This window comes from Bradyrhizobium sp. (genome assembly GCF_035570375.1).
In the GTDB taxonomy this organism is placed as follows: domain Bacteria; phylum Pseudomonadota; class Alphaproteobacteria; order Rhizobiales; family Xanthobacteraceae; genus Bradyrhizobium.
Genome location: NZ_DATMLW010000096.1, coordinates 1 through 21,281 on the forward strand (window position 1 = coordinate 1; position 21,281 = coordinate 21,281).

Annotated in this window: 21 protein-coding genes and 1 pseudogene; 5 read left to right on the forward strand and 17 right to left on the reverse strand. The window is 61.3% G+C overall.

The genetic code is table 11. From position 1 onward, the window contains the following. The 10 genes from groEL to VNX23_RS10600 form a co-directional block, all read right to left on the reverse strand. On the reverse strand, nucleotides 1–840 hold an 840-nt coding region (gene groEL / locus VNX23_RS10555; protein WP_325629746.1), incomplete at its 3' end, for a chaperonin GroEL. A gap of 58 nt (nucleotides 841–898) precedes the next feature. Further along, a complete protein-coding gene (locus tag VNX23_RS10560) occupies nucleotides 899–1,618 on the reverse strand; it encodes an iron-sulfur cluster assembly protein (protein ID WP_325629748.1) in 720 nt (239 codons plus the stop codon). Nucleotides 1,619–1,624: 6 nt separating this feature from the next. Next, nucleotides 1,625–2,659 carry an amidohydrolase family protein gene (locus tag VNX23_RS10565; RefSeq protein WP_325629750.1) on the reverse strand — a complete coding sequence of 345 codons (1,035 nt, stop codon included), beginning with the start codon at nucleotides 2,657–2,659 and terminating at the stop codon, nucleotides 1,625–1,627. Between the two features lie 81 nt (nucleotides 2,660–2,740). Then, nucleotides 2,741–3,106 carry an MmoB/DmpM family protein gene (locus VNX23_RS10570; RefSeq protein ID WP_325629752.1) on the reverse strand — a complete coding sequence of 122 codons (366 nt, stop codon included), beginning with the start codon at nucleotides 3,104–3,106 and terminating at the stop codon, nucleotides 2,741–2,743. Nucleotides 3,107–3,150: 44 nt separating this feature from the next. Beyond that, a complete protein-coding gene (locus VNX23_RS10575; protein WP_325629754.1) occupies nucleotides 3,151–4,218 on the reverse strand; it encodes an aromatic/alkene monooxygenase hydroxylase subunit beta in 1,068 nt (355 codons plus the stop codon). Between the two features lie 61 nt (nucleotides 4,219–4,279). Continuing rightward, the gene (locus tag VNX23_RS10580) at nucleotides 4,280–5,320 is read right to left on the reverse strand and encodes an FAD-binding oxidoreductase (RefSeq protein WP_325629756.1); all 1,041 of its coding nucleotides are present in this window, start codon (nucleotides 5,318–5,320) and stop codon (nucleotides 4,280–4,282) included. A gap of 141 nt (nucleotides 5,321–5,461) precedes the next feature. Beyond that, the gene (locus VNX23_RS10585; protein ID WP_325629758.1) at nucleotides 5,462–7,135 is read right to left on the reverse strand and encodes an aromatic/alkene/methane monooxygenase hydroxylase/oxygenase subunit alpha; all 1,674 of its coding nucleotides are present in this window, start codon (nucleotides 7,133–7,135) and stop codon (nucleotides 5,462–5,464) included. A 150-nt stretch (nucleotides 7,136–7,285) separates the two neighbouring features. Next, nucleotides 7,286–7,501, reverse strand: coding sequence for a hypothetical protein (locus VNX23_RS10590; RefSeq protein ID WP_325629760.1), 216 nt, complete (start codon nucleotides 7,499–7,501; stop codon nucleotides 7,286–7,288). Then, nucleotides 7,488–7,850, reverse strand: coding sequence for a hypothetical protein (locus VNX23_RS10595; protein WP_325629761.1), 363 nt, complete (start codon nucleotides 7,848–7,850; stop codon nucleotides 7,488–7,490). The genes VNX23_RS10590 and VNX23_RS10595 overlap by 14 nt, the downstream gene beginning before the upstream one ends. Further along, complete coding sequence (locus tag VNX23_RS10600; protein WP_325629763.1) at nucleotides 7,847–8,890, reverse strand: NAD(P)-dependent alcohol dehydrogenase; 1,044 nt, start codon at nucleotides 8,888–8,890, stop codon at nucleotides 7,847–7,849. Before VNX23_RS10600 ends, VNX23_RS10595 begins: the two co-directional genes overlap by 4 nt. Before the next feature lie 308 nt (nucleotides 8,891–9,198). Here VNX23_RS10600 and VNX23_RS10605 point away from each other — a divergent pair, with 308 nt between their 5' ends. Together VNX23_RS10605 and VNX23_RS10610 are read left to right on the forward strand one after the other, a co-directional pair. Further along, nucleotides 9,199–11,112 (forward strand): sigma-54-dependent Fis family transcriptional regulator, encoded by a 1,914-nt coding sequence (locus VNX23_RS10605; RefSeq protein ID WP_325629765.1) that lies wholly within the window; start codon nucleotides 9,199–9,201, stop codon nucleotides 11,110–11,112. A 7-nt stretch (nucleotides 11,113–11,119) separates the two neighbouring features. Next, nucleotides 11,120–11,521: an SseB family protein gene (locus tag VNX23_RS10610; RefSeq protein WP_325629767.1), complete on the forward strand. Its 402-nt coding sequence runs from the start codon at nucleotides 11,120–11,122 to the stop codon at nucleotides 11,519–11,521. Here VNX23_RS10610 and VNX23_RS10615 read toward each other — a convergent pair. The 6 genes from VNX23_RS10615 to VNX23_RS10640 form a co-directional block, all read right to left on the reverse strand. Next, nucleotides 11,511–11,801 (reverse strand): hypothetical protein, encoded by a 291-nt coding sequence (locus tag VNX23_RS10615; RefSeq protein WP_325629769.1) that lies wholly within the window; start codon nucleotides 11,799–11,801, stop codon nucleotides 11,511–11,513. The two genes, VNX23_RS10610 and VNX23_RS10615, sit on opposite strands and share 11 nt — an antisense overlap. A gap of 363 nt (nucleotides 11,802–12,164) precedes the next feature. After that, nucleotides 12,165–12,974 (reverse strand): xanthine dehydrogenase family protein subunit M, encoded by an 810-nt coding sequence (locus tag VNX23_RS10620; RefSeq protein WP_325629770.1) that lies wholly within the window; start codon nucleotides 12,972–12,974, stop codon nucleotides 12,165–12,167. Nucleotides 12,975–12,983: 9 nt separating this feature from the next. Continuing rightward, on the reverse strand, nucleotides 12,984–15,374 hold the full coding sequence (locus tag VNX23_RS10625) for a xanthine dehydrogenase family protein molybdopterin-binding subunit (RefSeq protein ID WP_325629772.1): 2,391 nt from the start codon (nucleotides 15,372–15,374) through the stop codon (nucleotides 12,984–12,986). Nucleotides 15,375–15,376: 2 nt separating this feature from the next. Next, on the reverse strand, nucleotides 15,377–15,859 hold the full coding sequence (locus tag VNX23_RS10630) for a (2Fe-2S)-binding protein (RefSeq protein ID WP_325629774.1): 483 nt from the start codon (nucleotides 15,857–15,859) through the stop codon (nucleotides 15,377–15,379). Nucleotides 15,860–15,939: 80 nt separating this feature from the next. Beyond that, entirely contained in the window at nucleotides 15,940–16,302 is a 363-nt protein-coding gene (locus VNX23_RS10635; RefSeq protein WP_325629776.1) for a hypothetical protein, read from the reverse strand. A gap of 77 nt (nucleotides 16,303–16,379) precedes the next feature. Further along, nucleotides 16,380–16,802 carry a hypothetical protein gene (locus VNX23_RS10640; protein ID WP_325629778.1) on the reverse strand — a complete coding sequence of 141 codons (423 nt, stop codon included), beginning with the start codon at nucleotides 16,800–16,802 and terminating at the stop codon, nucleotides 16,380–16,382. 1,994 nt (nucleotides 16,803–18,796) lie between these two features. Here VNX23_RS10640 and VNX23_RS10645 point away from each other — a divergent pair. After that, on the forward strand, nucleotides 18,797–19,414 hold the full coding sequence (locus tag VNX23_RS10645; RefSeq protein WP_325629780.1) for a tyrosine-type recombinase/integrase: 618 nt from the start codon (nucleotides 18,797–18,799) through the stop codon (nucleotides 19,412–19,414). A 495-nt stretch (nucleotides 19,415–19,909) separates the two neighbouring features. Further along, nucleotides 19,910–20,392 (forward strand): hypothetical protein, encoded by a 483-nt coding sequence (locus tag VNX23_RS10650; protein ID WP_325629782.1) that lies wholly within the window; start codon nucleotides 19,910–19,912, stop codon nucleotides 20,390–20,392. A gap of 33 nt (nucleotides 20,393–20,425) precedes the next feature. Here VNX23_RS10650 and VNX23_RS10655 read toward each other — a convergent pair whose 3' ends face one another. Beyond that, nucleotides 20,426–20,920 (reverse strand): hypothetical protein, encoded by a 495-nt coding sequence (locus tag VNX23_RS10655; RefSeq protein WP_325629784.1) that lies wholly within the window; start codon nucleotides 20,918–20,920, stop codon nucleotides 20,426–20,428. 221 nt (nucleotides 20,921–21,141) lie between these two features. On the opposite strand from VNX23_RS10655, the pseudogene VNX23_RS10660 reads away from it, so the two are divergent. Next, a pseudogene (locus tag VNX23_RS10660) lies at nucleotides 21,142–21,281 on the forward strand (MFS transporter); the annotation flags it as partial.

Here is a 21,281-nt window from a genome sequence, read left to right on the forward strand (position 1 = left end):
GCCGAATTCAGGGGGATGGATGGCGGCGATCTTCACTTTTGAGTCGCCGCGCTGCGAAAGCAGGCCCATCACTGCAGGCGGCGCTAATTCCTCGGCGATGATCAAGAGTGGCCGCTGATGCTGATCGGCGATCGCCAACACTCCCGACAATTCGTCGGCCGATTGGATCTTGTTGTCGGTCATGAGGATGATCGGGTTGTCGAGCACGACTTCCATCCGCTCGACGTCAGTGACCATATGATGGGAGATATAGCCTCGGTCGAAGGCCATGCCCTCGACGACATCGAGCACGGTGTCCACGGTCGCGCCGAATTCAACGGCGACGATGCCGGTCGGCCCGGTGCGCTCGAAGGCCTCGGCGACAAGCGCGCCGAGCTTGTCGTCATTGGCGGCGATGCAGGCGACCGCCCGCACGCCCTTGAAGCCCTCGATCGGTCGCGCCGCTTTTTTCAAGTGCGCAACCGTCTCTTCGACCGCCAGCTGCAGTCCTTCGACCACATCGACGGGGTTGGCCCCGGCCTCGAGCAGCTTCAGTCCGTCCTGAACCATGGCGTTGGCGAGAACGGTCGCCGTCGTCGTGCCGTCGCCCGCGACGTCGTTAGTTTGCTTCGAGACCTCGCGCATGATCTGCGCGCCCATGTTCTCGAACGGATCCTCGAGTTCGATCTCGGCGGCGATCGAGACGCCGTCGCGCGAAACGATTGGCGTCCCGAGCGGGCGATCCATGACCGCATTCATCCCCTTGGGGCCCAAAGTGCCGCTCACCGCGCGGGTCAATTTGGCTACGCCGCGCGCAAGCGCCGCGCGCGCCTCGGCGTCGTGCAACATCATCTTCGGCATTCCGCATCCCCTCACGAATTGTCGTCGCGCGCCCGCCGAGAGCGGGCCATCGGGCGAATCAGGCCTCTGGAGCGTCGAGACGGAAGCGCTCACGCAGCAAGCCGCGGCAGAGGGCGCCGTTGAACTCGGCGTTCACGCCGACTCGCCGCATCGCGCGCATATAGACCGCCAGCGTCTCGGCCTGCAGCCGGTCGCCCTCCGCGTCGACGAAGGCGCGCCGGGCGTCAGCCTCGCCCACAACGCCGCGCCGCTCGAAATATCGTCGCCGCAGGGCCGAACCCGTGTCGTCGAGATCGGCCGCCGAAAGCTCCTCGAGGCTCATGTCGACGAGCTGCGCCGCGGAGAACCCGGCGGCGATAAGATGATCGAGCAGCGCGGATTGTCGCCGCTGGAACGCCTTGACGAGAAACGTCCGCCGAAGCCCGCCGAGATCGTCATCCGCCTCATCGCCAAATGCTTCGGCGAACGAAAGCCCGCGCTTGAGGCCTTCGTTGATCTTCTCGGCGTACATGTGTTCGCCGATTGTGACTTCGACCTCGCCGACCCAAGGGAGCGCTCCAATCGCGAGCCGCATGTCGTCGGCCATCAGATACGAGAAGTTCGCCGCGCACCAATAGGTCGGCAGACGAAACCCAACCCGAACCTTCTCGCCTGCCTCCACGTCGACATAGGTGACGAAGCCCAGATCGACCACCGATTCGTCGAGTTCGGGATCGATCACGCCGCGCAGTCGGTCCCAAACCTCGGCGCGGCGGTCCTCGATGGACGCAACCGCCATGGCCGCCTACTCCGCGGCCGACGACAGATGGGCGTATCCGCCGGCCGCGTGGATTTTCTTCTTCTGATCCGCGACGTCGATGTCGTAGAGGCGCGCCGCATTGAGGCCGAGAATTTTCGTCTTGTTTTCGAGCGTCAGGGACGAGCCGGTCTCCTTGGCGATGTCGTCGGGAATCTCGAACGCCATGAACTTCTCGATCAGCCATTTGGGCGTCCAGATGCCGTAGTCGCTGCCGTAGAGCAGCTTGTCGGGCCCAAGCCAGAAGAGCAGCTCCGCCATCACATGACCGAAATAACGCGGGCGCAAGTGGATGAAGGGCAGCGCCACCGCCAGCCCGCCGTAGACGTTGGTCTCCTGCGTCGCGATCCAACAGAAGTCGTCGAGGCGCGGCAGGCCGCAGTGCTCGACGATGAAGTTGAGGTCCTGGAACGATGTCGCAACGTCGTCGATATCGGCGACGTCGAATGCGTCACGGTTGAGCGGAATGATGGTCGGGCCCTTATGGACGTGCAGGTTCTTGATCCCGTATTTCTGCGCCGCCTCGACGAACTTGTAGGATTCCTTGTCGGTCAGCTTGTAGCCTTTTGACTCGCCGCGCCATTCGGCGGTGTAGAGCTTGACGCCCTTGAGATGATATTTCTCGCATTTGGCGTGCAGCTCCTCGATGCCCTTGTTGCCGTCGCGCGGATCGAAGGCGCCATTAAGGATGAAGCGCTCGGGGTGGCTCTTCTTCATCGCCGAATTTTGCTCGGTGGTGTTGAAGCCGTTCTTGTAGAAGTCGGTGAGATAGGTCGGCTGCAAAATCGCCATGTCGTCGTATCCATGGATGAACAAGTCGTCATACATGGTCTTGGCGTCGTACTTCTCGAATTTGTCTTTCGGCCATTTCTCGGACGGGGGGCTCAAATTGGAATGATACGCGTAGAAGCATTCGATGAATTGCTTGCCATGAATGTTCTTTTGATTCGCCGGGCTGCCGTCCCACAAGTGCGTGTGCCCGTCGATGACGAAAATCTCTTCGCCGGATTTCGTCCGATACATCTCATCCTCCCTCTGCCGTCGATGAAGCCGATTATGGCGATCGACGCCGAGAAACGGGTTCCTCGGCGTCAACCCCGTCGTTTAGTGCTCTATATACGCGAGCGCTTCCTGCAGGTCGCCGAACACCACGACGGTGTTGTCGTCGACCATGACCATACGGCCATAGTGAGTGGAAGTCGAGATTTCGAACAGGTGCGGCGTCATCGGCCGCCCCAACGCCTCGCTGATCTCCTCCATGTTGAAGGTCAGCTTGGGGTCGCCGTCGATGCGGATCAACGACGGTTGATAGGTCACCGCGACCCCTTTCTTCCTCTCCATCACGTCGGCGATGGCCCGCGCCTCGACGCTGTCGTTCATGGTGATCCCGCACTGATGCGAGATGGTGTCCTCGAACCGAATATCCTTCATCGACTTGAATATATTGCTGTGCTGCACCGCTTCAGTCATCGAGTCCTCCTAAAGAGACGAGTGGTCTTTTTTGGAATTGGCCATCAAGGAACCGCGAGGCCGACTTCGCTGCAGATCGCCTCCAGCCGGTTCTTCGCCTGCGCTTGCGCGTCGGCGAAAGAGACGACCTTGACGCGCGGCTGCGACCACAGCGGCTGTAGGCCGTTGGCGGCCGCGGCTGCCAGTTCCGCATGTTTCTTCATCCAGCCGTTGAACAGCGCCTTGTTATGCGCGGCATGCTCCTTGTCGGTCGCTAGGATGTGGAACAATTCGACGCTATTGGCGAGGTTGCGCTCGTAGTCGGCCTCCGCGGCTGCGACCACCGCGGGCGTGGCGAAGTCGTTCTGTCCCGCGGCCATCTGCATGATAAAACCGCTGCGGAACAACTCGCCGACTAACGGCTCGAACACGAAATTGGTCGCGAGATATTGTTCGAGATAATCCGTCGCGCCCATGATCGATTCGGTCGATTTGCGCGCGCCTTGCCAGATCGGGTCCTCGAGCCAGTGCTTCTTGCCCGCGCCGGCGTCGAACCCATCGAGGTCGAGGCCGATCTCGGCGAGGTAGATCGTCAGATCCTGCGCGAAGCGCATCTTGTACGACGAATTGGTCAAGATCGCAGTGTTGATCATCTGGGTATAACCGTAGCGTTGCGCTTGCATCATCGAGGTGCCCAGGCCGAACTCGGCGTGCTTATAGGCGCCCAGATGATCCTGCAAAACCTTGACCCAGGCCTTGTCGAAACGCTTCGGCGCGCCGGACTTGCGCGCGTTCTCGATTACGCCCTGAACCATGCCGCAAATTGTCGACTGGCGTTGATAGTGCGTGCGCTCCCATTCCTGGTCGACCGCCCGGAACTTATGCCAATCGGAGCTGAGCGCATTGGTCCAGGTCTTGGAATAGGTCGGCGTCCCGTCGGGAAACGAGATTATCCAATCTTGCAGCAAGTACCGCTCGGGATCCGGCTGCACGTCGACGGTCATGTCCTCGTAATGCGTCGCCTTCCGGCCCTTCGGCTCGAAATAGTTGAATTTCCGGCTGTCTGATCCCGGAAATATCGCCGCACCGGCAGCGCCGGACTTCACGGGTTGCGTAGCTTGGGCTGTGCTCACTGTTTCCTCCTTTTAAGCGTCAGCTTTTTGCCTCATTGCCTCGGCGGTTTGCGGCGGCCCATTACCGGGTCGCCGGGGTGAACTTGTCGAAATAGATGTGCTCGGGCTCGATCGAGCTCATCCGCAGCACTGGCAGAACCGCGTCGATCATCGGCGGCGGGCCGCACGTATAGGCGTCTTCGGCGTCGGCAAGCCGCCCCGCGCGAAGGTGACCCTGAACGACTTCGTGGATGAGCCCCGTCTCGCCCTCCCATCCGTCATCCGGAGCGCCGTGCGAAAGCGCCGGAATGAACTGGAAATCGGAGATTCGTTCGCCGATCGCAGCGATTTCGTCGAGCATGAAGAGGTCGGCCTTCGTCCGCGCCCCGTAATAAAACCGGACCGGTCTCGATTCGCCGCTGCGGGCCTGGTCGGTCAGGATCGACCACAAGGGCGACATGCCCGAACCGCCGCCGACGAGAACCATCGCGCCGGAACGACCCGCGCGCCGGCTGCAGGTGCCATAGGGCCCCTTGACCGCGACCGCCTCGCCTGGCGCCAAGGCTCCGTCGAGCAGCGACGAAAAGGCCCCGTCCGGATATTTCTTGATGATGAACGACAGTCGCCGATCGTCGCCCGGCGCGTTCGACATCGAGAACGATCGCGTCACCCCGGCGGCGGGCAAGGCCAAATCGACATATTGGCCCGCCCAGAACCTCAATGGTTTATCTAACTCGATGTCGAGTTGGCGGATATCGTGCGTCAACGCCTTCGTCTCAATAACGGTCGCAGAATAGGTCTTGACCGGAATCGCGCGCGACAGCAACTCCTCGTCGAAGTTGAGCAGCTCGATCTCGAGGTCGCTGTAGGCGTGGGTTCGACAGAGCAGCACGTGCTCGGTCTCCCTCTCGTAATCCGGCAGAGCGAACGTCGAGTACTTCAGCAATTCGATGTCGCCGCCGATGAGGCGCGACTTACAGGAGCCGCATTGGCCCTCTTTGCAGCCATGCATGAGGGCGATGCCTTGACGGAACGCCGCCTCCAAAACGGTCTCGCCCTCCTCGACGTCCATTTCGACGCCGACGGGCTCGAGACGCACTTTGTACACCTGAGCGTCGCCCATCCTCGTGGCCTCCTCTGCGCGCTCTGCGCGCTTTTTGCGCGCTTTTAGAGGGTGCGCCGCGGCGATCTCACCGCGACGCATTCTCAGATCCTTCTGCAACGGCGGTCGCCGCCGGGCGACCTCCGCTTTTTCAGCTCAAGATCAATGAAGGGGATTGATCGTGAAGCCTTTGCGATATTCGGCGACCGCCGCGTCCCGCTCCGCGCCCGCCTTCAGCGCGCGGAAGCCGCGCAACGGACTGCCGAGCGTATGGCCGCGAACATGATCGAGGGTCCACATGTCCTTGGCGTCGAACCGCAGATGCGGTTGCGGGACGAGAGTCTTGCCATCGGAGCGGACGAAACCGAGATCCTTGATCGCGTCGGCGAGGTCCCACCCGTGATAGCAGTCTTCCCATTCGCGGCGACCGCTGAAACGGCCCATCGCAGGAGTCGGGCGGCCTTTGTATTCGCTGCTGAAACCCACCTTATGCGTCCAGCGGCATCCCTCCGAGCAATAGGTGTACATCTTGCCGTCCACTTCGTCGCAGACAAAGTCCTCGCGGATCAGGCACGGAACCATGCAGCTCCAGCAGCGGTGCGGATAGACGTAGCCGACATCGCTATTAAACAGGATGTTGGTCTCGCCGGGCTTCGAGAGCTTCGCATACCACTTCCAGAAATCGCCGAACTTGGCGTACCAGCCGGGGTATTTGTGCTCGAACCAGTCGAAGTCCTTCTCGGTCTGGGCTTCGATGCGCCAGAAGTTCACCGGCCAACCGACCGAGAAGAATTGCGCAGTCAAGTGAATGTAGTCCTTCTTAACGATGCGATCCCAGGCCTCCGCCACGTCGTCGTGGTGGATCTTGACGCCGTATTTCTCGAGCGGCAGCATGTAGCTACGATAGTAGTCTTCGTAGATCCAGCGGTGCCATAGCTCCGCATAGGATTCCTTGGTCTTGTCGCGATTGGTGGTGCCGTATTCGACGAACGTGCCGATGGCCGCGTCGACGATGGCGTGGTTCTGCCAGAACGCGTATTTGAGATCGCGCTCCAGAAGATCATGGTTCGACGGATCGTGGATCATCGCCATCAACAACGAGTGGCCGTTGCCGATGTGACGCGATTCGTCGGACTGCACCGACAAGAACACCGTCGGCAGGGCGTAGTCGCCGTTGCGCGCCGCTTCCGACGGCATCGCGACGAACAGCGTGTTCGTGAATGCCGTCTCGGCCACGACCGTCAAGTAAATGTTCGCCGCGGTGATGGCGTCGCCGGTCAGGAAGCCCTCGGCGAACTGACGCCCGATGGTCGATGCGTAGCACTTGCCAAACGCGGCCTCCGTGATGTCGAAGCCGGCCGGGTCGATGTAGTTCTCCATGTACCACTTCTTCAGATTCATCTGGATCGTCGAGTGACGGAGCTCGTCGACCATTTGCATTGTGAATCCGGTGCGCAGCTCCTCGCCGGGCGCCAGGCGGCCGACCATGGCCATCGACCGGGCGGCCGAGATTTCCGGGAACGGGATGATCGCCAGGAAGAGCTTCATCCACTCGATCCAGCGGGGTTCCACGTTGCGGAACATGTCGCCGCGCAGCGCCGCGTCGAGCGCGCCGTAAACGCGGTTGTCCTTTTCCTCCTGCATCGGGAAATACGAACGCAGCACCTGCTTCATGGGATCGCGCGGCACCCGCGAGATCTTGTAATCGGTCGGGAAGGTCATCGCTTCCTGAACGTAGCTCGGCGTCCAGCCCAGATCGGCGACGCGATTGGCCGCTTCGCCGATGCTGATGCCTTTCTGCGCGGTAATCTTATTCAAAGTTAGACTTGCTGCCATGGCATCGTCCTCCTGTTGGTTCCTTCCAGCCGCCTCGCATCGCTTCCGATCCGTCGCGTCTTCGCGTCCCAAGACCGCCCTCCGTATCGGACTTCGTGTCCGCACTCGCGCACACGAAACTGAGTCTTCAGCTCAATTCGCGGCCGTCATTCAGTCGCTCATCGAACCTTGCAGTTTTATGAGCGGCCTTCCTTCTGCGATGAAGCGAGCTGCTAAAATCAACCCGCCCATCGCGAAATCCTTCCCGTGCTTCGCGATCATGTCTTCTGCAACATGGGCGAGCCGCACGAACAATTCGTCCTTCGAGCGATCCTCCTCGCTCAGATTGGCGACCGCCGGATCCTCCGACCTCTCAGTCGCGTTCATGACAAGGCCCCTCCGCCTCCTCGGTAAATTCCATCAGCGATCTGTTGAGCCACTCCCGCTCCGTGACGAGACGACCGTGCTCCTCCTCGAGGGTCGCGATCCGCCTCTTGACCTCTTCGAACCGCAAGGCCGCGTCGCGATCGTTTGGGTCGCGCGCCATATCGCGCAACGCGCCGGCCTGCTCGATGTCGGCCCCCGCCCGGGCGCTATCGAACCGCAACTGGCGCGCGTTGTTGTCGATCATCGCAAGGATCAAACGTTGGCGGGCCTCGGCGCTCGCCTGCGACCGTCTGGCCGCCTCGGCGTCGCGCGGCGATCGATCGTTGCGACCCTGCTCAAAATCAATCATGGAACGAGCACCGCGCGCCCGTTGATCCGGCCATGATGCAGATCGTGCAGCGCGTCGTTGGCTTGGCTGAGTTTGTATTCCCGCGTATGCAGCGTCACCCGACCCCGGTCAGCGAGCGCCATCAGCTCGACGAGTTCGGCGTAGGTGCCGACCAGATTGCCCACGATCGTCTTCTCGCTGGTGATCATATCGATGGTCGGAATGTCGATTTTTCCCCCGTAGCCGACCACGTAGTAGAAGCCCTGGTTCCGCGTCATAGCGAGCCCTTTCGCGACCGCGTCGCCTTCGCCGACAAAGTCGATGACGGCCTCCGCGCCTTTGCCATGCGTGAGATGCAGTACTTTTTCGACCTCGCCGCCGTCGGCTATGACGGTGTGATGCGCGCCGCACGCCTTCGCCAACTCCAGCGACTTGACGGAGCGATCGACCACCACGATTTCCGCCGCGCACAGCGCGGCCAGAACTTGAATGCCAATGTGCCCGAGCCCGCCGGCGCCGATGACAACCGAATATTCTCCGGGGAGCAGATGGCGCGACGCCTTCTTGGCAGCGCGGTAGGCCGTGAGGCCGGCGTCCGTGTACGGTGCCACTTCCTTCGGCGCGAGCGATTTCGGCAACTTGATCAGCGAGCGTTCGCCGGTCAGCAGATACTCCGCATAGCCGCCATTGGCGTTGATGCCGGGGAAACTGCTCTCCTCCGCATGCATGTCGTTGCCGCGCCTGCACGCAATGCAATGGCCACTTGTCACGAGGGGATGACAGATGACTGCGTCCCCAACCTTGACTCCCTGTACGTTCTTGCCGACCGCTTCGACCCAACCGGCATTCTCGTGCCCCATGATGTAGGGCAGATTGATGTCGACCTTGCTGCGCCAGATGCCCTCCACGATATGGAGATCGGTGCGGCAGACCCCCGCGCCGCCGATGCGAACGATCACCTCCGAGGGGCGGCTAATCGTCGGGTCCGCGACATCCTCGTATTTGACAAACTCCTTCGCCGTCAGCTTGTCGTCGAACGCGTGCAAAACAGCCGCTTTCATTTCCCGCCCCTAGACTAGTCAGCTTCACCGAAGCCAGCTTCGCTAACGATTGGTTGCCCGTGTCGTGCAACAGCCGTGCCACCTCGTTATCTATTTGGGACGACATGGGTTTCGAGCAAGGGCGGTTCGCCGTTTCGCTCTGAATCGGATCGGTCACAGAGCAACATTGCTCCGTTTCGGAGCAATCGGATGCGGGTCCGAAGAAGCATTGATTTCGGCTTTGCTTCAGATAGTCTCACCGCACTTGCGGCGCGCGGGAACGATGAGCTGGAGCTCCCTGACGAGCCGCTCGGCCATGTGGAGGCCCTATGGTCGGCGCACCTGCGGAGCGAAGCGCATTAGCGCGCGCCGCTTTGCGACGCGGCGGTGTCGTGCCGACCGGCTTGTTGGCGGTCGACATCTACGACAGCTGGTTGCGATGCGTGGCGCTCGGCCTCGATTGCGAGCGGCCGCCGAACCCAGAATACGTCAGCGGCGGAGAACTGCGGGCCGAGCAGGAACGCCGGAGCTTTGTGCGCGGCTTGGCGTTGGCCGAGATGCATGTGCTGCATCAGCAGATCGCCGGCACGAACTTTCTCATCGCCTTTGCGACGCCTGAGGGCCTGTTGCTCGACATCGTCGCCGACGAGAGCTTCAAGGACGGTCCCGATGGCAAAGCGATCCGACCCGGCGTTTGGTGGGACGAACGTCGCTGCGGTACGAACGGCATCGGCATTGCGGCGTTGCTCAAGCGGCCCGCGGTCGTACACGGCGACGACCACTTCTACTCGCGTTTTCGATCATTGACGTGTTGTGCCGCTCCGGTGTTCGATCCGGACGGCTCTTTGGCGGGCGTGCTCGACGCCTCCTCTGATTGCGCATCTCGGCAGAGTCATACGCGGGTGCTGGTCGAAATGTCGGCCACCCAGATCGAGAACGGCCTCTTTCGTGAGCGGCACCGGCGAGACATCGTGGTCGCCTTTCACAATCGCAGCGAGTTCTTGCATACGCTTAGCGTTGGATTGTTGGCTCTCGACGAGAGCGGCTCCATTTTGGCGGCCAACCAGGCGGCGCGCGCGAGCTTGCACGGTTTGCACTTATCGCCGGGGCAACCGTTCAGCGAGGTCTTCCGAACGCGCATTTCGGACTTCATCGGCGAGAGCCGGCGCTCAGAGCGCCAGCGCCTTCAGGATGTCGTCGGCAGTACCTATGTCGCGCGCGTCGAGTCGCCGCAGGTTTCGCCGATGCTGCGCGCCGTGTCGACGCCCAGGCCGCCAGCCGAACAGGCATACCCGACCGAGTTCGTCGCCATTGATCCGACAGTCGCGGCCATCGTTCGCCAGACGGAGGCGGCCGCGCGCCGCAAAATGCCGATTTTGATCCGGGGCGAGACCGGAACCGGAAAGGAGCAATTAGCGCGCCACGCCCATCGCGCGAGTGGCCGGAAGGGCGCTTTCGTCGCGATCAACTGCGCCGCGCTGCCCGAAAGCTTGGTTGAGTCCGAGCTCTTCGGCTACAGCGAGGGCGCTTTCACTGGCGCGCGCAAGGGCGGCGCGGTCGGGCTCTTCCGGCAGGCGGACGGCGGCACGTTGTTCCTCGACGAGATCGGGGGAATGCCGACGGCTCTGCAAGCCGTGTTGCTACGTTTTCTCGACGATTGGACCGTCCGTCCCATCGGCGGCGCCGAGAAGAAAGTCGACGTGTCCCTCGTCTCGGCCACCAACGCCGGCCTCGAAAAGGCCGTCGCCAACGGCTCCTTCCGCGCCGACCTGATGTTCCGCCTCAATGCGCTCGAGGTGAGTCTGCCGCCGCTCGGTCAGCGAACGGACTTCGCGGCGATTGTCCGCAAGGTGCTGGCGGACGTCGACCAAGAGCGCAGAATTGACGATGCTGCCATTCAGCGACTTGCGGAATGCGCCTGGCCGGGCAACATTCGCCAACTTCGCAACGTTCTCTCGCGTCTAACGCTCGAGGGTTCGGAGCCGACGATCGACCTCGACGCGGCGGCCGGCGTCCTCGGGCAGGCGCAAAGCGCGCCGAGCCAGGGTTCGACGCTGCACGAGCAGCATCGCGCGCAAGTATATGCGACCTACATCGAATGCCACCGCAACGTCAGCGAAACCGCGCGCCAACTCGGGGTGTCGCGCAACACGATTTATCGCGCGCTCTCGGAACAGGCGCGTGGGGCGCCAGGTGGTCTAAGAGTGGAGGTCCGCGATGTTCGAGCCGATAAATCGCGTTGAGCGGCTTATGCAGGCGGCGGCCGCCGACCCGAAGCAGATCCCGGGGTTCTATGCCGCTCTCCTCGAGGCCGAGCTCTTCGTGCTGACACCGGAGACCGAGGTCGGGCCGGAGGGTCGTCGATCTCTCAAGGCCAATGAACCGTTCAACATCGCGACCGTCGAGTTCAATGGGCGCCGTTGGCATCCGGCTTTCACCGCCAAGGAGCGCATTTCGACCTACTTGACCGAGCCGGAGTCGTGTCTTGGCGCGAAAGCGCGCGATCTCTTCGCTTTACTGCCAAAATCGAATTTCTGGCTTAACCCGCGCTCAGAATGCCAGAAGCCGCTGCCCGCCGAGGAAATCGCCCTCATCGTGAACCGCAAGATCTTCGACATCGATTTCGCCGGCGCCGCCAAGCCTAGCAAGTGAAGCCATACTCGTTGGAGCGGAAGCCGAAACCGCGCAGCATCGGCGGCGATCTGTTCATCGCGCCAACGAAGCGCATCGTCGGCCTGGCCACCGCCTCGCGATTGCCTTCAGCGCTAAGCGCGCGAGCGATGGCTGACGGTGCATGTTGGCGCGCCAGCTCCTGCACCTCGCCGAGAATCCGGGGACGATCGCCGGGATTGCCGAGCGTCATGTACAGGCAGCGCAGGATGGCCAGCGTCGTGCATGCCCCGTAAAGGATTAGCTCGGAGTCGATGCGCATTAATCGCACGCCAGCGTCACTGCACAATTGCTGCTGAATAGGCTCATGGCGACGCTGGATCGCGGCGATAATCGAGGCGCAGTACCCGCGCTCCTTTCCTAGATGATGGGCAAGAGCGGCAACCGCAGCGGCCTTGTTCTTGGCATTAATCGCAATATTGAAGGCGAGTTTGACTTCGCTGCGTTCAAATCCATCAACGTCATAGGCGTCCCCAGTTAGGCGGATTCCCGCCTCGTTATACAGGATGCTTGCGTGGAGCGACCCGTAGTCAGCCTCGGCTACGGGCTCGCCGTTGATTCTTAGTGACGCCCTCGCCTTCTTCGGGATCGATTGATACCAGCCGTAGACACGGCCGCGGCGGCGTCAAGATGGCTCGCATCCGAGGGCGTGTACGACGGCCCGACGAGCCATCACCACCACCAGATGGGCACGATACTCGCTGTCGGCATGGATGTCGGAGTTCAATCCTGAAGGCGCAATCGAAATCCGCGCCAGCGCCCCGGGCGAAAAGTTGGCCGCCAGCGCATCCTCAATATCCCTGGATCGAAATACCACCGGCCCGGCCCCGGTAATCGCGACGCGCACGGTGCCGCCGAAACGCGCCACGAAGGCGCCAACTAGCGCGAAGCGCGATGCCTGGCTTCTGAACTTGGCATAACCGGCCGCGTCCGGGATAGGAAGGCGGACGGCCAGGATGATCTCATCGGGTTCGAGCGCGGTCTGAAACATCGCCGTGAAGAAGCTGTCCGCGGCGATCTCGCGACGATCCGTGACGATCGTCGCTCCAAGGCCAACCGCCGCTGCGGGATAGTCGGCCGAAGGGTCGGCATTGGCCATCGAGCCGCCGATGGTGCCGCGATGCCGGACCTGAGGATCGCCGATCGAGCCGGCGAGCGTGGCGAGAGCGGGGATCGCTGCCTTGATCTCAGCCGAAGCAGCGACCTCGGCATGTGTCGTCATCGCGCCGACGGTCACGTTGCCGCCACTGACCGTGATCGCGGTCAGCCCAGGCAGCGCGGCCAGATCGACTATGGCGGTCGGCGATGCGAGCCGCATTTTCATGGTCGGCAGCAGTGTCATGCCGCCGGAAAGGGGCCGGCTGTCGCCGTTGCCCGCCAGCAGGGCGACAGCCTCGGACACCGTAGATGGCTTGTAGTATGAAAAGTCCTTCATCGCCTGCTCCTATTCGGCTGCGCGCAGCTGATTGGCGCTGTTGTGAATGATGCGCCAGATACGGTTTGGCGTTGCCGGCATGTCGACATGACTGACGCCGAGATGCGATAGCGCATCGACCACGGCATTTATCACGGTCGCTGGCGACCCGATGGTGCCGACTTCGCCGCAGCCTTTGACGCCGAAGCTGGTATGCGTGCACGGCGTCGAGAGGGTGACGATCTCCATGTTCGGCATGTTGTCGGCGCGCGGCATGCAATAGTCCATGAACGACGCCGACAGCATCTGGCCGGATGTCTCGTCATAGACGCAGTTCTCGAACAAGGCCTGGCCGATCCCTTGCGCGATGCCGCCGTGCAACTGCCCCGCAACGATCATGGGATTGATCACAGTGCCGAGGTCGTCCACCGCAATATAGGATACGAGATGGACCGAGCCGCAATCTGGATCGATCTCGACCTCGGCAATGTGGGCGCCGCCGGGATAGGTGAAATTCACCGGATCGTAGAATGCCTGGGCTTCCATGCCCGGCTCAAGCACGTCGATCGGAAAATTCACCAGGCCATAAGCCGCACCGACCACGTCGCCGAACGTTTTCGCCCGGTCGGTTCCCTGCACGGTGAACGATCCATTTTCGAATACGATGTCACTCTCACCCGCCTCGAGCATATGCGCGGCGATCTTGGTTCCCTTCGCGATGATCTTGTCGGTGGCCTTGGACAGCGCGGTACCACCTACGGCCAGCGATCGCGAGCCATAGGTGCCCAATCCGAACTGCACCCTGTCGGTGTCGCCGAATACGATCTCAATCTTGTCGGTGGGAATGGACAATTTTTCCGACACGATCTGCGCAAAAGTCGTCTCGTGGCCCTGGCCGTGGTTGTGCGTCCCGATCAGCACGGTGACATCGCCGGTGACGTGGACCCGCACCGTGGCGCTTTCAAAGATGCCCGCACGGGCGCCGAGCGACTGGACGATGCGCGAAGGCGCCAGGCCGCATGCCTCCACGTAGGTGGAAAGACCGATGCCCCGGAGTTTGCCGCGCGACTTCGATTCTTCCTTGCGCCTGGCAAAACCGCCCCAGTCGGAGATCTCCAGCGCCTTTTCGAGGCAGGCTTTCGGGTCGCCACTGTCGTATTTGACGATCACCGGCGTCTGATAGGGATATTGCGACGCATCAATCATGTTCTTGCGCCTGATTTCAGCCCTGTCGATCTTCATCTCGCTGGCCGCGACATCGACGAGACGCTCCAGCAGGAAGGTCGCTTCGGGACGGCCGGCACCACGATAGGCGTCGACCGGCACCGTGTTGGTGAACACGCCTTTGACTTCGCAATGAATCGCGGGCGTGGTGTAGACGCCGGCCAGCAGCAAGCCGTAGAGGTTGGTCGGGATGTTCGGGCCGAACGTCGAGAGGTAGCCGCCCATATTAGCGATGGTGCGCACCTTCAGGCCGAGGAACTTGCCGGTTTCGTCTAGCGCCAGTTCTGCTTCGCTGACATGATCCCGCCCATGGGCGTCGGATAGGAAGCCCTCGCTGCGTTCGTTGACCCATTTCACCGGGCGACCCACTTTGCGCGAGGCCCAAGTGGTGATGATCTCCTCGGCGTACAGGAACTGCTTCACGCCAAAGCCGCCGCCGACGTCAGGCGCCACGATGCGCAATTTGTTCTGCGGGATATTCAGCACGAAGTTGCCCATCAGCACCTTCACCACATGCGGAAACTGACTGGTGGTCCACATCGTGTAGTGGTCGCGGCCGGCATCGTATTCCGCCACCGCCGCGCGCGGCTCCATCGGGTTTCCGACCAGGCGATTGTTCACGAGGCTGATCTTGGCGACGTGAGCCGCATTCTTGAACGCTGCTGCCGTCGCTTTGGCGTCACCGCACTCCCAGTCGAAGCAGGTGTTGCCGGGGATGTCGTCGAACACGGCGGCAGCGCCAGGGCGAATCGCGTCAAGCACGCCGACCACGGCCGGCAGAATCTTATATTCGACCTCGATCGCCTCGGCCGCTTCGCGCGCCTGTTCGACCGTGTCGGCGATCACGAACGCTACCGCGTCGCCGACGCATCGTACCTTGTCGACCGCCATCGCCGAGCGCGGCGGCTCCTTCATCGGCGTGCCATCGGCGTTGCTGACGCCCCAGGCACAGGGCAGGCCGCCGATCTTGTCCGCGGCGAGATCCGCGCCGGTGTAGATTGCTGCGACCCCGGGCAGAGCGGCCGCCGCCTTGATGTCGATGCTTTCGATCAGCGCGTGCGCGTGCGGCGAGCGCAGGAATACGCCCATCGCCATATCCGGGCGCTTGATGTCGGCGACGTAGTTGCCTTTGCCGGTGATGAACCGGCGATCTTCCTTGCGAAGGATCGACGCGCCAATGCCTGTATGAACATTCATGATCAGCCTCCCGCCTGGGTCTGCATGGCGGCGGCGCCGGCAAGTACCGCCGCGACGATGTTCTGATAGCCGGTGCAGCGGCAGATATTGCCTTCGAGCCAGTGCCGCACATCGTCTTCGGTGGGGTTCGGCGTCTGCTTAGCGAAATCCACCGCGCTCATGATCATGCCGGGCGTGCAGAAGCCGCATTGCAAACCGTGATTGTGGTGGAAGGCCAGCTGCATCGGGTGCAGGTCAGCATCGACCGTCTTGGCGAGGCCTTCGATGGTCGTGACCGACTTGCCGTCAACACCGATCGCCAGAAGCGTGCAGCTCTTCATCGAGACGCCGTCGATATGGACGACGCAGGCACCGCATTGGGAGGTGTCGCAGCCGACATGGGTTCCGGTAAGATTGAGGTTCTCGCGGAGGAAATCGGATAGAAGCAGCGACGGCGGAGTATCCGCCTTTACTTTCTTCCCGTTGACCGTCATCTCGACATTCATGCGCGTTTCTCCTGTTGTATCTTCAACTGGCAGTCAGTTTCGAGCGAGCATCCGGGTTTTGTCTTTTTCCCATCCGGCGATCACCACATCTCCGATGGAGAATGGGTCACGATAGAATACACGATCCGGGACATAAATTCGTCGTCGCCGATCTTGTCCAGGATGACCTTGACGAAACTGCCCTGGTATTCGATGGCGCGAACCCGGCTCGGCACCTTTGTGTTCGTGCCGCCGCCAATCTCGGGCCGCACCAGATCGACATCGTCGCGGCGTCGCAAAATCCACGCGATCCCCAGTTGATACGGCCCGACGGACGCCAAGCGGCACGAGCTGATGTCGATATTGGGCGCGTCCGGGAATCGGTAGCCGCCGACAATGTTGACCGGCGGCTGCCGGCGCTTGATCAACGTGGCGCTGTCGTCGCGCCAGTATTCGCGGTTCACGCGGTCGATCCGCGCGGCTCTCACCCTGTCGAGGGGCAAAGAGGCCATGCGCAGTTCGGTGTCGCGCAGGGCGCCGGCTACCAAACGCCAAGTGCATGCCGCCTCTCGACTTCTGCAACAAAATCCGCCACGACCAGACCGGCGGCATTGTGGGATACATGCAAGTGGATGAAACCGCGCCGACACGCGCTGATTTGCCGCTTCCGGCAACAGGCCGTCCGGCATGAATCTTGATGCAGCAGGTTGGCTTTCGCCGGCATGGCCGGGTGGCGCCAACCGGGCAATTTTTCCCTTTCGGAAAAATTAGGATTGCCGGCGTTAGCAATTTCGCCCCGCTCCTGCGCCGCATCGTATTCGTCAGCCAGTCGACGCTTGGCGCCGGCTTCGATTTCCAGCGCATCGGCTTGTGTGCGGTGTGCGGCGGCAAAGCAAAACCCCCGCCGGTACCGCCGACAGGGGCAAACACATGCATGTGGATGAAGAACGGCAGGCGGTGTCACGCCCGGTGGCTCCTCAAAGACCATGCCTCTAGAAGGAGGCGCCTGGGCGCACCAATTGTCCAGCCTATATAGTAGGCGCTAAACAGCGGGCGACTTCGGCACCGCGCCGCCCGCGCCTGCGTCCCCTCAGCGGTAACGCTCGGGAACCGGTGAAAGATGAGCGCCCAACTCTCGCCAGCCAAGCCATCTGGCGCGCTTCCGAAATGGCGGTGCGGACCCCACCCTTGCCGACCTCGGCGTTGATACGCGCTTGACCACTGTTCAATAAATGGGGGCCATCGAAAGACTGTCGAACAAGTAGAACTACCACCCGATCAATACGAATAGCCATGCCGTCAATGCCAGACGTAATGTGCCTCGCGTTCAAATTGGGAAGCTCCGGTGTACCAGTTCCTGAATAATCCGTTTGCCTGGACTTTGATCGCGCTGATCGTTTCCAGCATTGGTTTATATTGCGATCTGCGCTGGCCGTGACCAGGCCTCGACGTCATCCACGGAGCGAGGCCTTTCTCGAAGTCTAACCAACGGAGACCACCATGCAAAGAACTGCACTGCGGCGGGCGAGCCAGACGGTGTTTGCCGAGCCGTGACCCGCATCGGCTTTTCACAGTCGCTCAGGGAGACTGCGAATGAGTACGGTTGAATTACTGCATTGGAGCATCATCGTATTATCGCTTGCGATGACGCTCGCAATGTTTATTGCGTCGCTTGGGCACTTTTGACAGGAACCGAATTCGCTCTTGTTTCCGCTACGCCTGCCTCGGGCCTGTCGCGTTTGCGGGCGGCTGGCCTCGCGGCCAGATCCCTCGCCCGGCGGCTGAGGCGGATGGCCAAGCCCCTGAGAATTGGCACGGAAATTGATGCGACGGGGTCGGTTTGGCTGCGGTTTAGTGGGCTAGCTGGACCCACACGGCTGCTAGGGCACAGGCGGAGCCCATTAACAGCAGGCCAGAGGCTAGTACGGCGACTGCGTCGATTGACCAGGGGTGGCTGTGAAGGCGCATGGCAGCCCTCCTCGCGTTGGAGAGGATTCAATCGGCTAGTGCCAAAACAGTTCCCGACGCTGCAGGGAACGGCAGGCGCTCGGCCCCGTTAGAATTCGGGGCGGCCTCGGTTTCGAACGGCACGTTCCGTTCCCTCGCAATGCCCGTCCGGCGCCGGCGCCCGATATGTAACCCTCTTGTGTACTAGCCCGGTGCTGACACACCGGGCTTTTTGTTGTGCCGCCTCCGCGCGCCACGTTGAACCGCCGGCCGTCGCCACCGTCATCCCACTGTTACATGGCGGTGATAAAGTTGTCGCATCCGCAATGTGACTGGCCCGGTGCATCAGCGCCGGGCCTTCTTCTGTCCCGGCCCAGAGGAACCTTCCGCGGCGCCGGCGTTTATGTAGTCGGACCTGGGAACCCCTCAGTTCCGCTTTTATCCTGTGACTGGCCCGGTGTCTGTGCGCCGGGCCTTTCTTTGCCGGCCAGTGACGAGCCACCGCGTCTGCAGAAGCACCATCTGGTGTTAGGCTTTCGCCCGACCTCCCTACTGCTCGCCATGGGTTGCAGGGAGGCCGGCACCGCCCGTTGCGCTCAGGAACGGTTGCATGCGGGCGGTGCTTTTGCGACCCCCACAGAAACCGACGCCCAAAAAATTTAATTCGCCACCAAGTCGTCGCCCGGCGCATGCTGTCGGCAGGCTCCCTGTCTACCTTCGGGTCGCAGGGACGCCGGCACCATCCCGCGCGCGCTGCGGGCTGCACCGGGATGGTGCTTGGGGCCCTCTCACGATCAACTCGGCCTCGTTTCGAGACCTCGCCCGGCGTCCCGGTCGCCTCGAGTGCGACGGCCTTCCGCGCCCCTGGTGACGCCGGCGAGCCGGATCAACTCGCCAATTGGGTTTTCGGATAATCCGTTTTTCGGTGTCGCTAAAGCCACACCGTTGGTGAGGTCCGACCGAAATAGGCATTATGTCGACAGTTGATTTGCTCAAGGGGGGAATTTGCCAATGAATACGGTCATCCAATTACGGCCCTCACAGTCTGAAAAGTCGACAGTTCGCGGCGGTCGGGCCAAGAATGCCGATTACCGGAAGCGCGAGTATCTGACGGAAGCCGAGGTTGCCAAGCTGGTGGACGCCGCCGGCAATAGTCGCAATCCTATCCGCGACCGGCTGATGATCCGCATGGCCTTCCTGCATGCGTTGCGGGTTAGCGAGCTGGTCGACCTTCGCTGGCAGCAAATCCATCTTGATACCGCGACCGTCAATATCCGCCGCGCCAAGAACGGCACTCCCGGCATCCATGGCTTACAGGGTGACGAGCTGCGGTTCTTACGGGCTTTGCGGCGTGAGCATCCGCATGCTGACTTCGTATTCCTATCCGAGCGAAAGGCGCCGCTCTCGGTCGACGGCGCCCAGAAGCTGATTGAACGGCTTGGCGAGGCCGCTAAGCTGCCTTTCCCGATCCATGCTCACATGCTCCGGCACGCTGCTGGCTACGCCCTGGCGGCCCGTGGAGTCGATACAAGGACATTGCAGGCCTTCATGGGGCATCGCTCGATCGCGAATACGGTTGTCTACACGGCGGTCGCCGACAAGCGGATTCGCAACATCTGGGGGAAATGAGGACAAACCGGTATTGCGGAGGGGCAGATATGAGGATTCCTAGTTGGGTTTTATGCGCGTTTGCGGCGTGCGCCGCGCTTAGCGCCCCAAGCGTCGGAAGAGCGGACGTTCGGACATCAAACGGTGTTGTATACATCACGAACGAGATTTCGGATCAGGACGCGATTCAATTCGAAAAGCAATTGCCAGAGCTAGTGAACAGAAATTGGTTTACGGTCAACCTTGACAGTTTAGGTGGGAGCGTTGCCGCGGCTATACGAATTGGCGGGCTTGTGCGCAAGTTCGATGGCTCGACCTCCATTCCCAAGAATGGCCGCTGCTACAGTAGCTGCACATTGATTTTCATAGCTGGAGTCCAGCGCTCCAGTTCCGGCGAGCTAGGCCTACATCGCCCTTACCTAGCAGCTCAACCGTTAGGCCGAGATGCGATCAGCCAGCAACTCGCAAATAGGCCGAGATGCGATCAGCCAGCAACTCCCAAAGTTATTTGAACTCGTGAAGAGCTACGTTTCGGAAATGGGTGTGGGCGATTTGTTTTTTCAGCAGATGATGAACACAGACCCTGCGGCGTTGATCCGATATCGGAATGATGAGTTTAAGACGTTATTCCCCGGAACAGACCCGGTTTATGATGAAGAACGCATTGCCTATGTGGCAAGGGTGTACGGTCTCACCACTTCAGAAGCAAGAAGGCGGGAGCAGCAAAGCCTGGAACTTTGCACCGGCAGCTGGGATTCTTTTGGTTCTTTTCAAGAGTGGATTGACTGCGGAGATGCCATTCACTGGGGCTTAAGCAAACCTCTGTTGCTGGAGCGTCGAGACAAGGCAACGAAAGCGTGTTCATTCAGCGAAAAGCAAACGTTCAATGATCAAGATCGAGCGACCTTTGACAAGACCAGGCTTCCTCTAGCGTGGGACCTGCCATTCGTGCGTCGGCATAATGATTGCGTTCGAGGCGTAATGGTCGGCGGTCCGTAATGGATGGCGTCCCTAGGAAGAATGCTGCATTGCTCACAACCCTGCCTGCAGCCGCTGCGCGCCGCGGCAGCCACGCAAGCCCAAGAGGTTGTCGCTCTGGCCGAAGAAAAGGGCTCGTTGTATTGGAAGGCACTCGGAGTGATGAACCAAGGCAGCGCATTGGCGTTGGCCGGAAAGGCTTCGGACGCGATTGAAATGTTGATCTCCGGGATTACTGCCTATCGGAAAACGGGAGGAACACTTTGCATACCATTCGGTTTGCCGCACTTGGCCCGCGCTCATGCGGAGCTTGGGAAATTCGAGGAGGCCTGGCGCTGCATCGGTGAAGCGATGACCGAGGCGGAAACAACCTGCCTGTTGCTCGTCTGGCGTCAGTAGCCTGATGAATTCGTTCCATTGATCGCCCGTCATCACAGGAACGTGCGGGCTTGGCGTCTTGGTTACCGTTTCAGCGCTAGCTTCCTTGGGCGAGCCATCATTTGGCATCCGCTGCGAAAGGCCGTCGGGGAACTTGAGGATTTGGCTCATGGTCAGCCCGTATTCGGTGGCTCGGCACACCGCCCACCTGCCGCGACGTGGCCGCGCCGGTGCGTTATTTCGCGTCTGAGGAAGGACTGGTGTGGCCGGGCTGAAAATTATAGTGGAGCTTTGGATTTGACGTTCGCATCAAGCAATCGTGACGCGCTGCGTAGCGAACGTCAAATCTGCTGCACCAACGTGACGAGGTGGTCACCTGACGATGATCTTTCGCCTCGTCCCTCTATGGGTCGATCACCACGCTGCTCGGCATCGGCATTGGCACGACGATCGGCCAAGACTATGACGGCACGCTTTTGCCGTTTGCGACCGGGTTCTTCCTCTGCACGCTGGCTTCCTTGGCGGTCGTGCT

Coding starts and splice junctions, on each gene's coding strand:
- VNX23_RS10560 (WP_325629748.1), bottom strand. CDS start 1,618: ATGGCGGTTGCGTCCATCGAGGACCGCCGCGCCGAGGTTTGGGACCGA.
- VNX23_RS10565 (WP_325629750.1), bottom strand. CDS start 2,659: ATGTATCGGACGAAATCCGGCGAAGAGATTTTCGTCATCGACGGGCAC.
- VNX23_RS10570 (WP_325629752.1), bottom strand. CDS start 3,106: ATGACTGAAGCGGTGCAGCACAGCAATATATTCAAGTCGATGAAGGAT.
- VNX23_RS10580 (WP_325629756.1), bottom strand. CDS start 5,320: ATGGGCGACGCTCAGGTGTACAAAGTGCGTCTCGAGCCCGTCGGCGTC.
- VNX23_RS10585 (WP_325629758.1), bottom strand. CDS start 7,135: ATGGCAGCAAGTCTAACTTTGAATAAGATTACCGCGCAGAAAGGCATC.
- VNX23_RS10590 (WP_325629760.1), bottom strand. CDS start 7,501: ATGAACGCGACTGAGAGGTCGGAGGATCCGGCGGTCGCCAATCTGAGC.
- VNX23_RS10595 (WP_325629761.1), bottom strand. CDS start 7,850: ATGATTGATTTTGAGCAGGGTCGCAACGATCGATCGCCGCGCGACGCC.
- VNX23_RS10600 (WP_325629763.1), bottom strand. CDS start 8,890: ATGAAAGCGGCTGTTTTGCACGCGTTCGACGACAAGCTGACGGCGAAG.
- VNX23_RS10605 (WP_325629765.1), top strand. CDS start 9,199: ATGGTCGGCGCACCTGCGGAGCGAAGCGCATTAGCGCGCGCCGCTTTG.
- VNX23_RS10610 (WP_325629767.1), top strand. CDS start 11,120: ATGCAGGCGGCGGCCGCCGACCCGAAGCAGATCCCGGGGTTCTATGCC.
- VNX23_RS10615 (WP_325629769.1), bottom strand. CDS start 11,801: ATGCGCATCGACTCCGAGCTAATCCTTTACGGGGCATGCACGACGCTG.
- VNX23_RS10620 (WP_325629770.1), bottom strand. CDS start 12,974: ATGAAGGACTTTTCATACTACAAGCCATCTACGGTGTCCGAGGCTGTC.
- VNX23_RS10625 (WP_325629772.1), bottom strand. CDS start 15,374: ATGAATGTTCATACAGGCATTGGCGCGTCGATCCTTCGCAAGGAAGAT.
- VNX23_RS10630 (WP_325629774.1), bottom strand. CDS start 15,859: ATGAATGTCGAGATGACGGTCAACGGGAAGAAAGTAAAGGCGGATACT.
- VNX23_RS10645 (WP_325629780.1), top strand. CDS start 18,797: ATGAATACGGTCATCCAATTACGGCCCTCACAGTCTGAAAAGTCGACA.
- VNX23_RS10655 (WP_325629784.1), bottom strand. CDS start 20,920: ATGAGCCAAATCCTCAAGTTCCCCGACGGCCTTTCGCAGCGGATGCCA.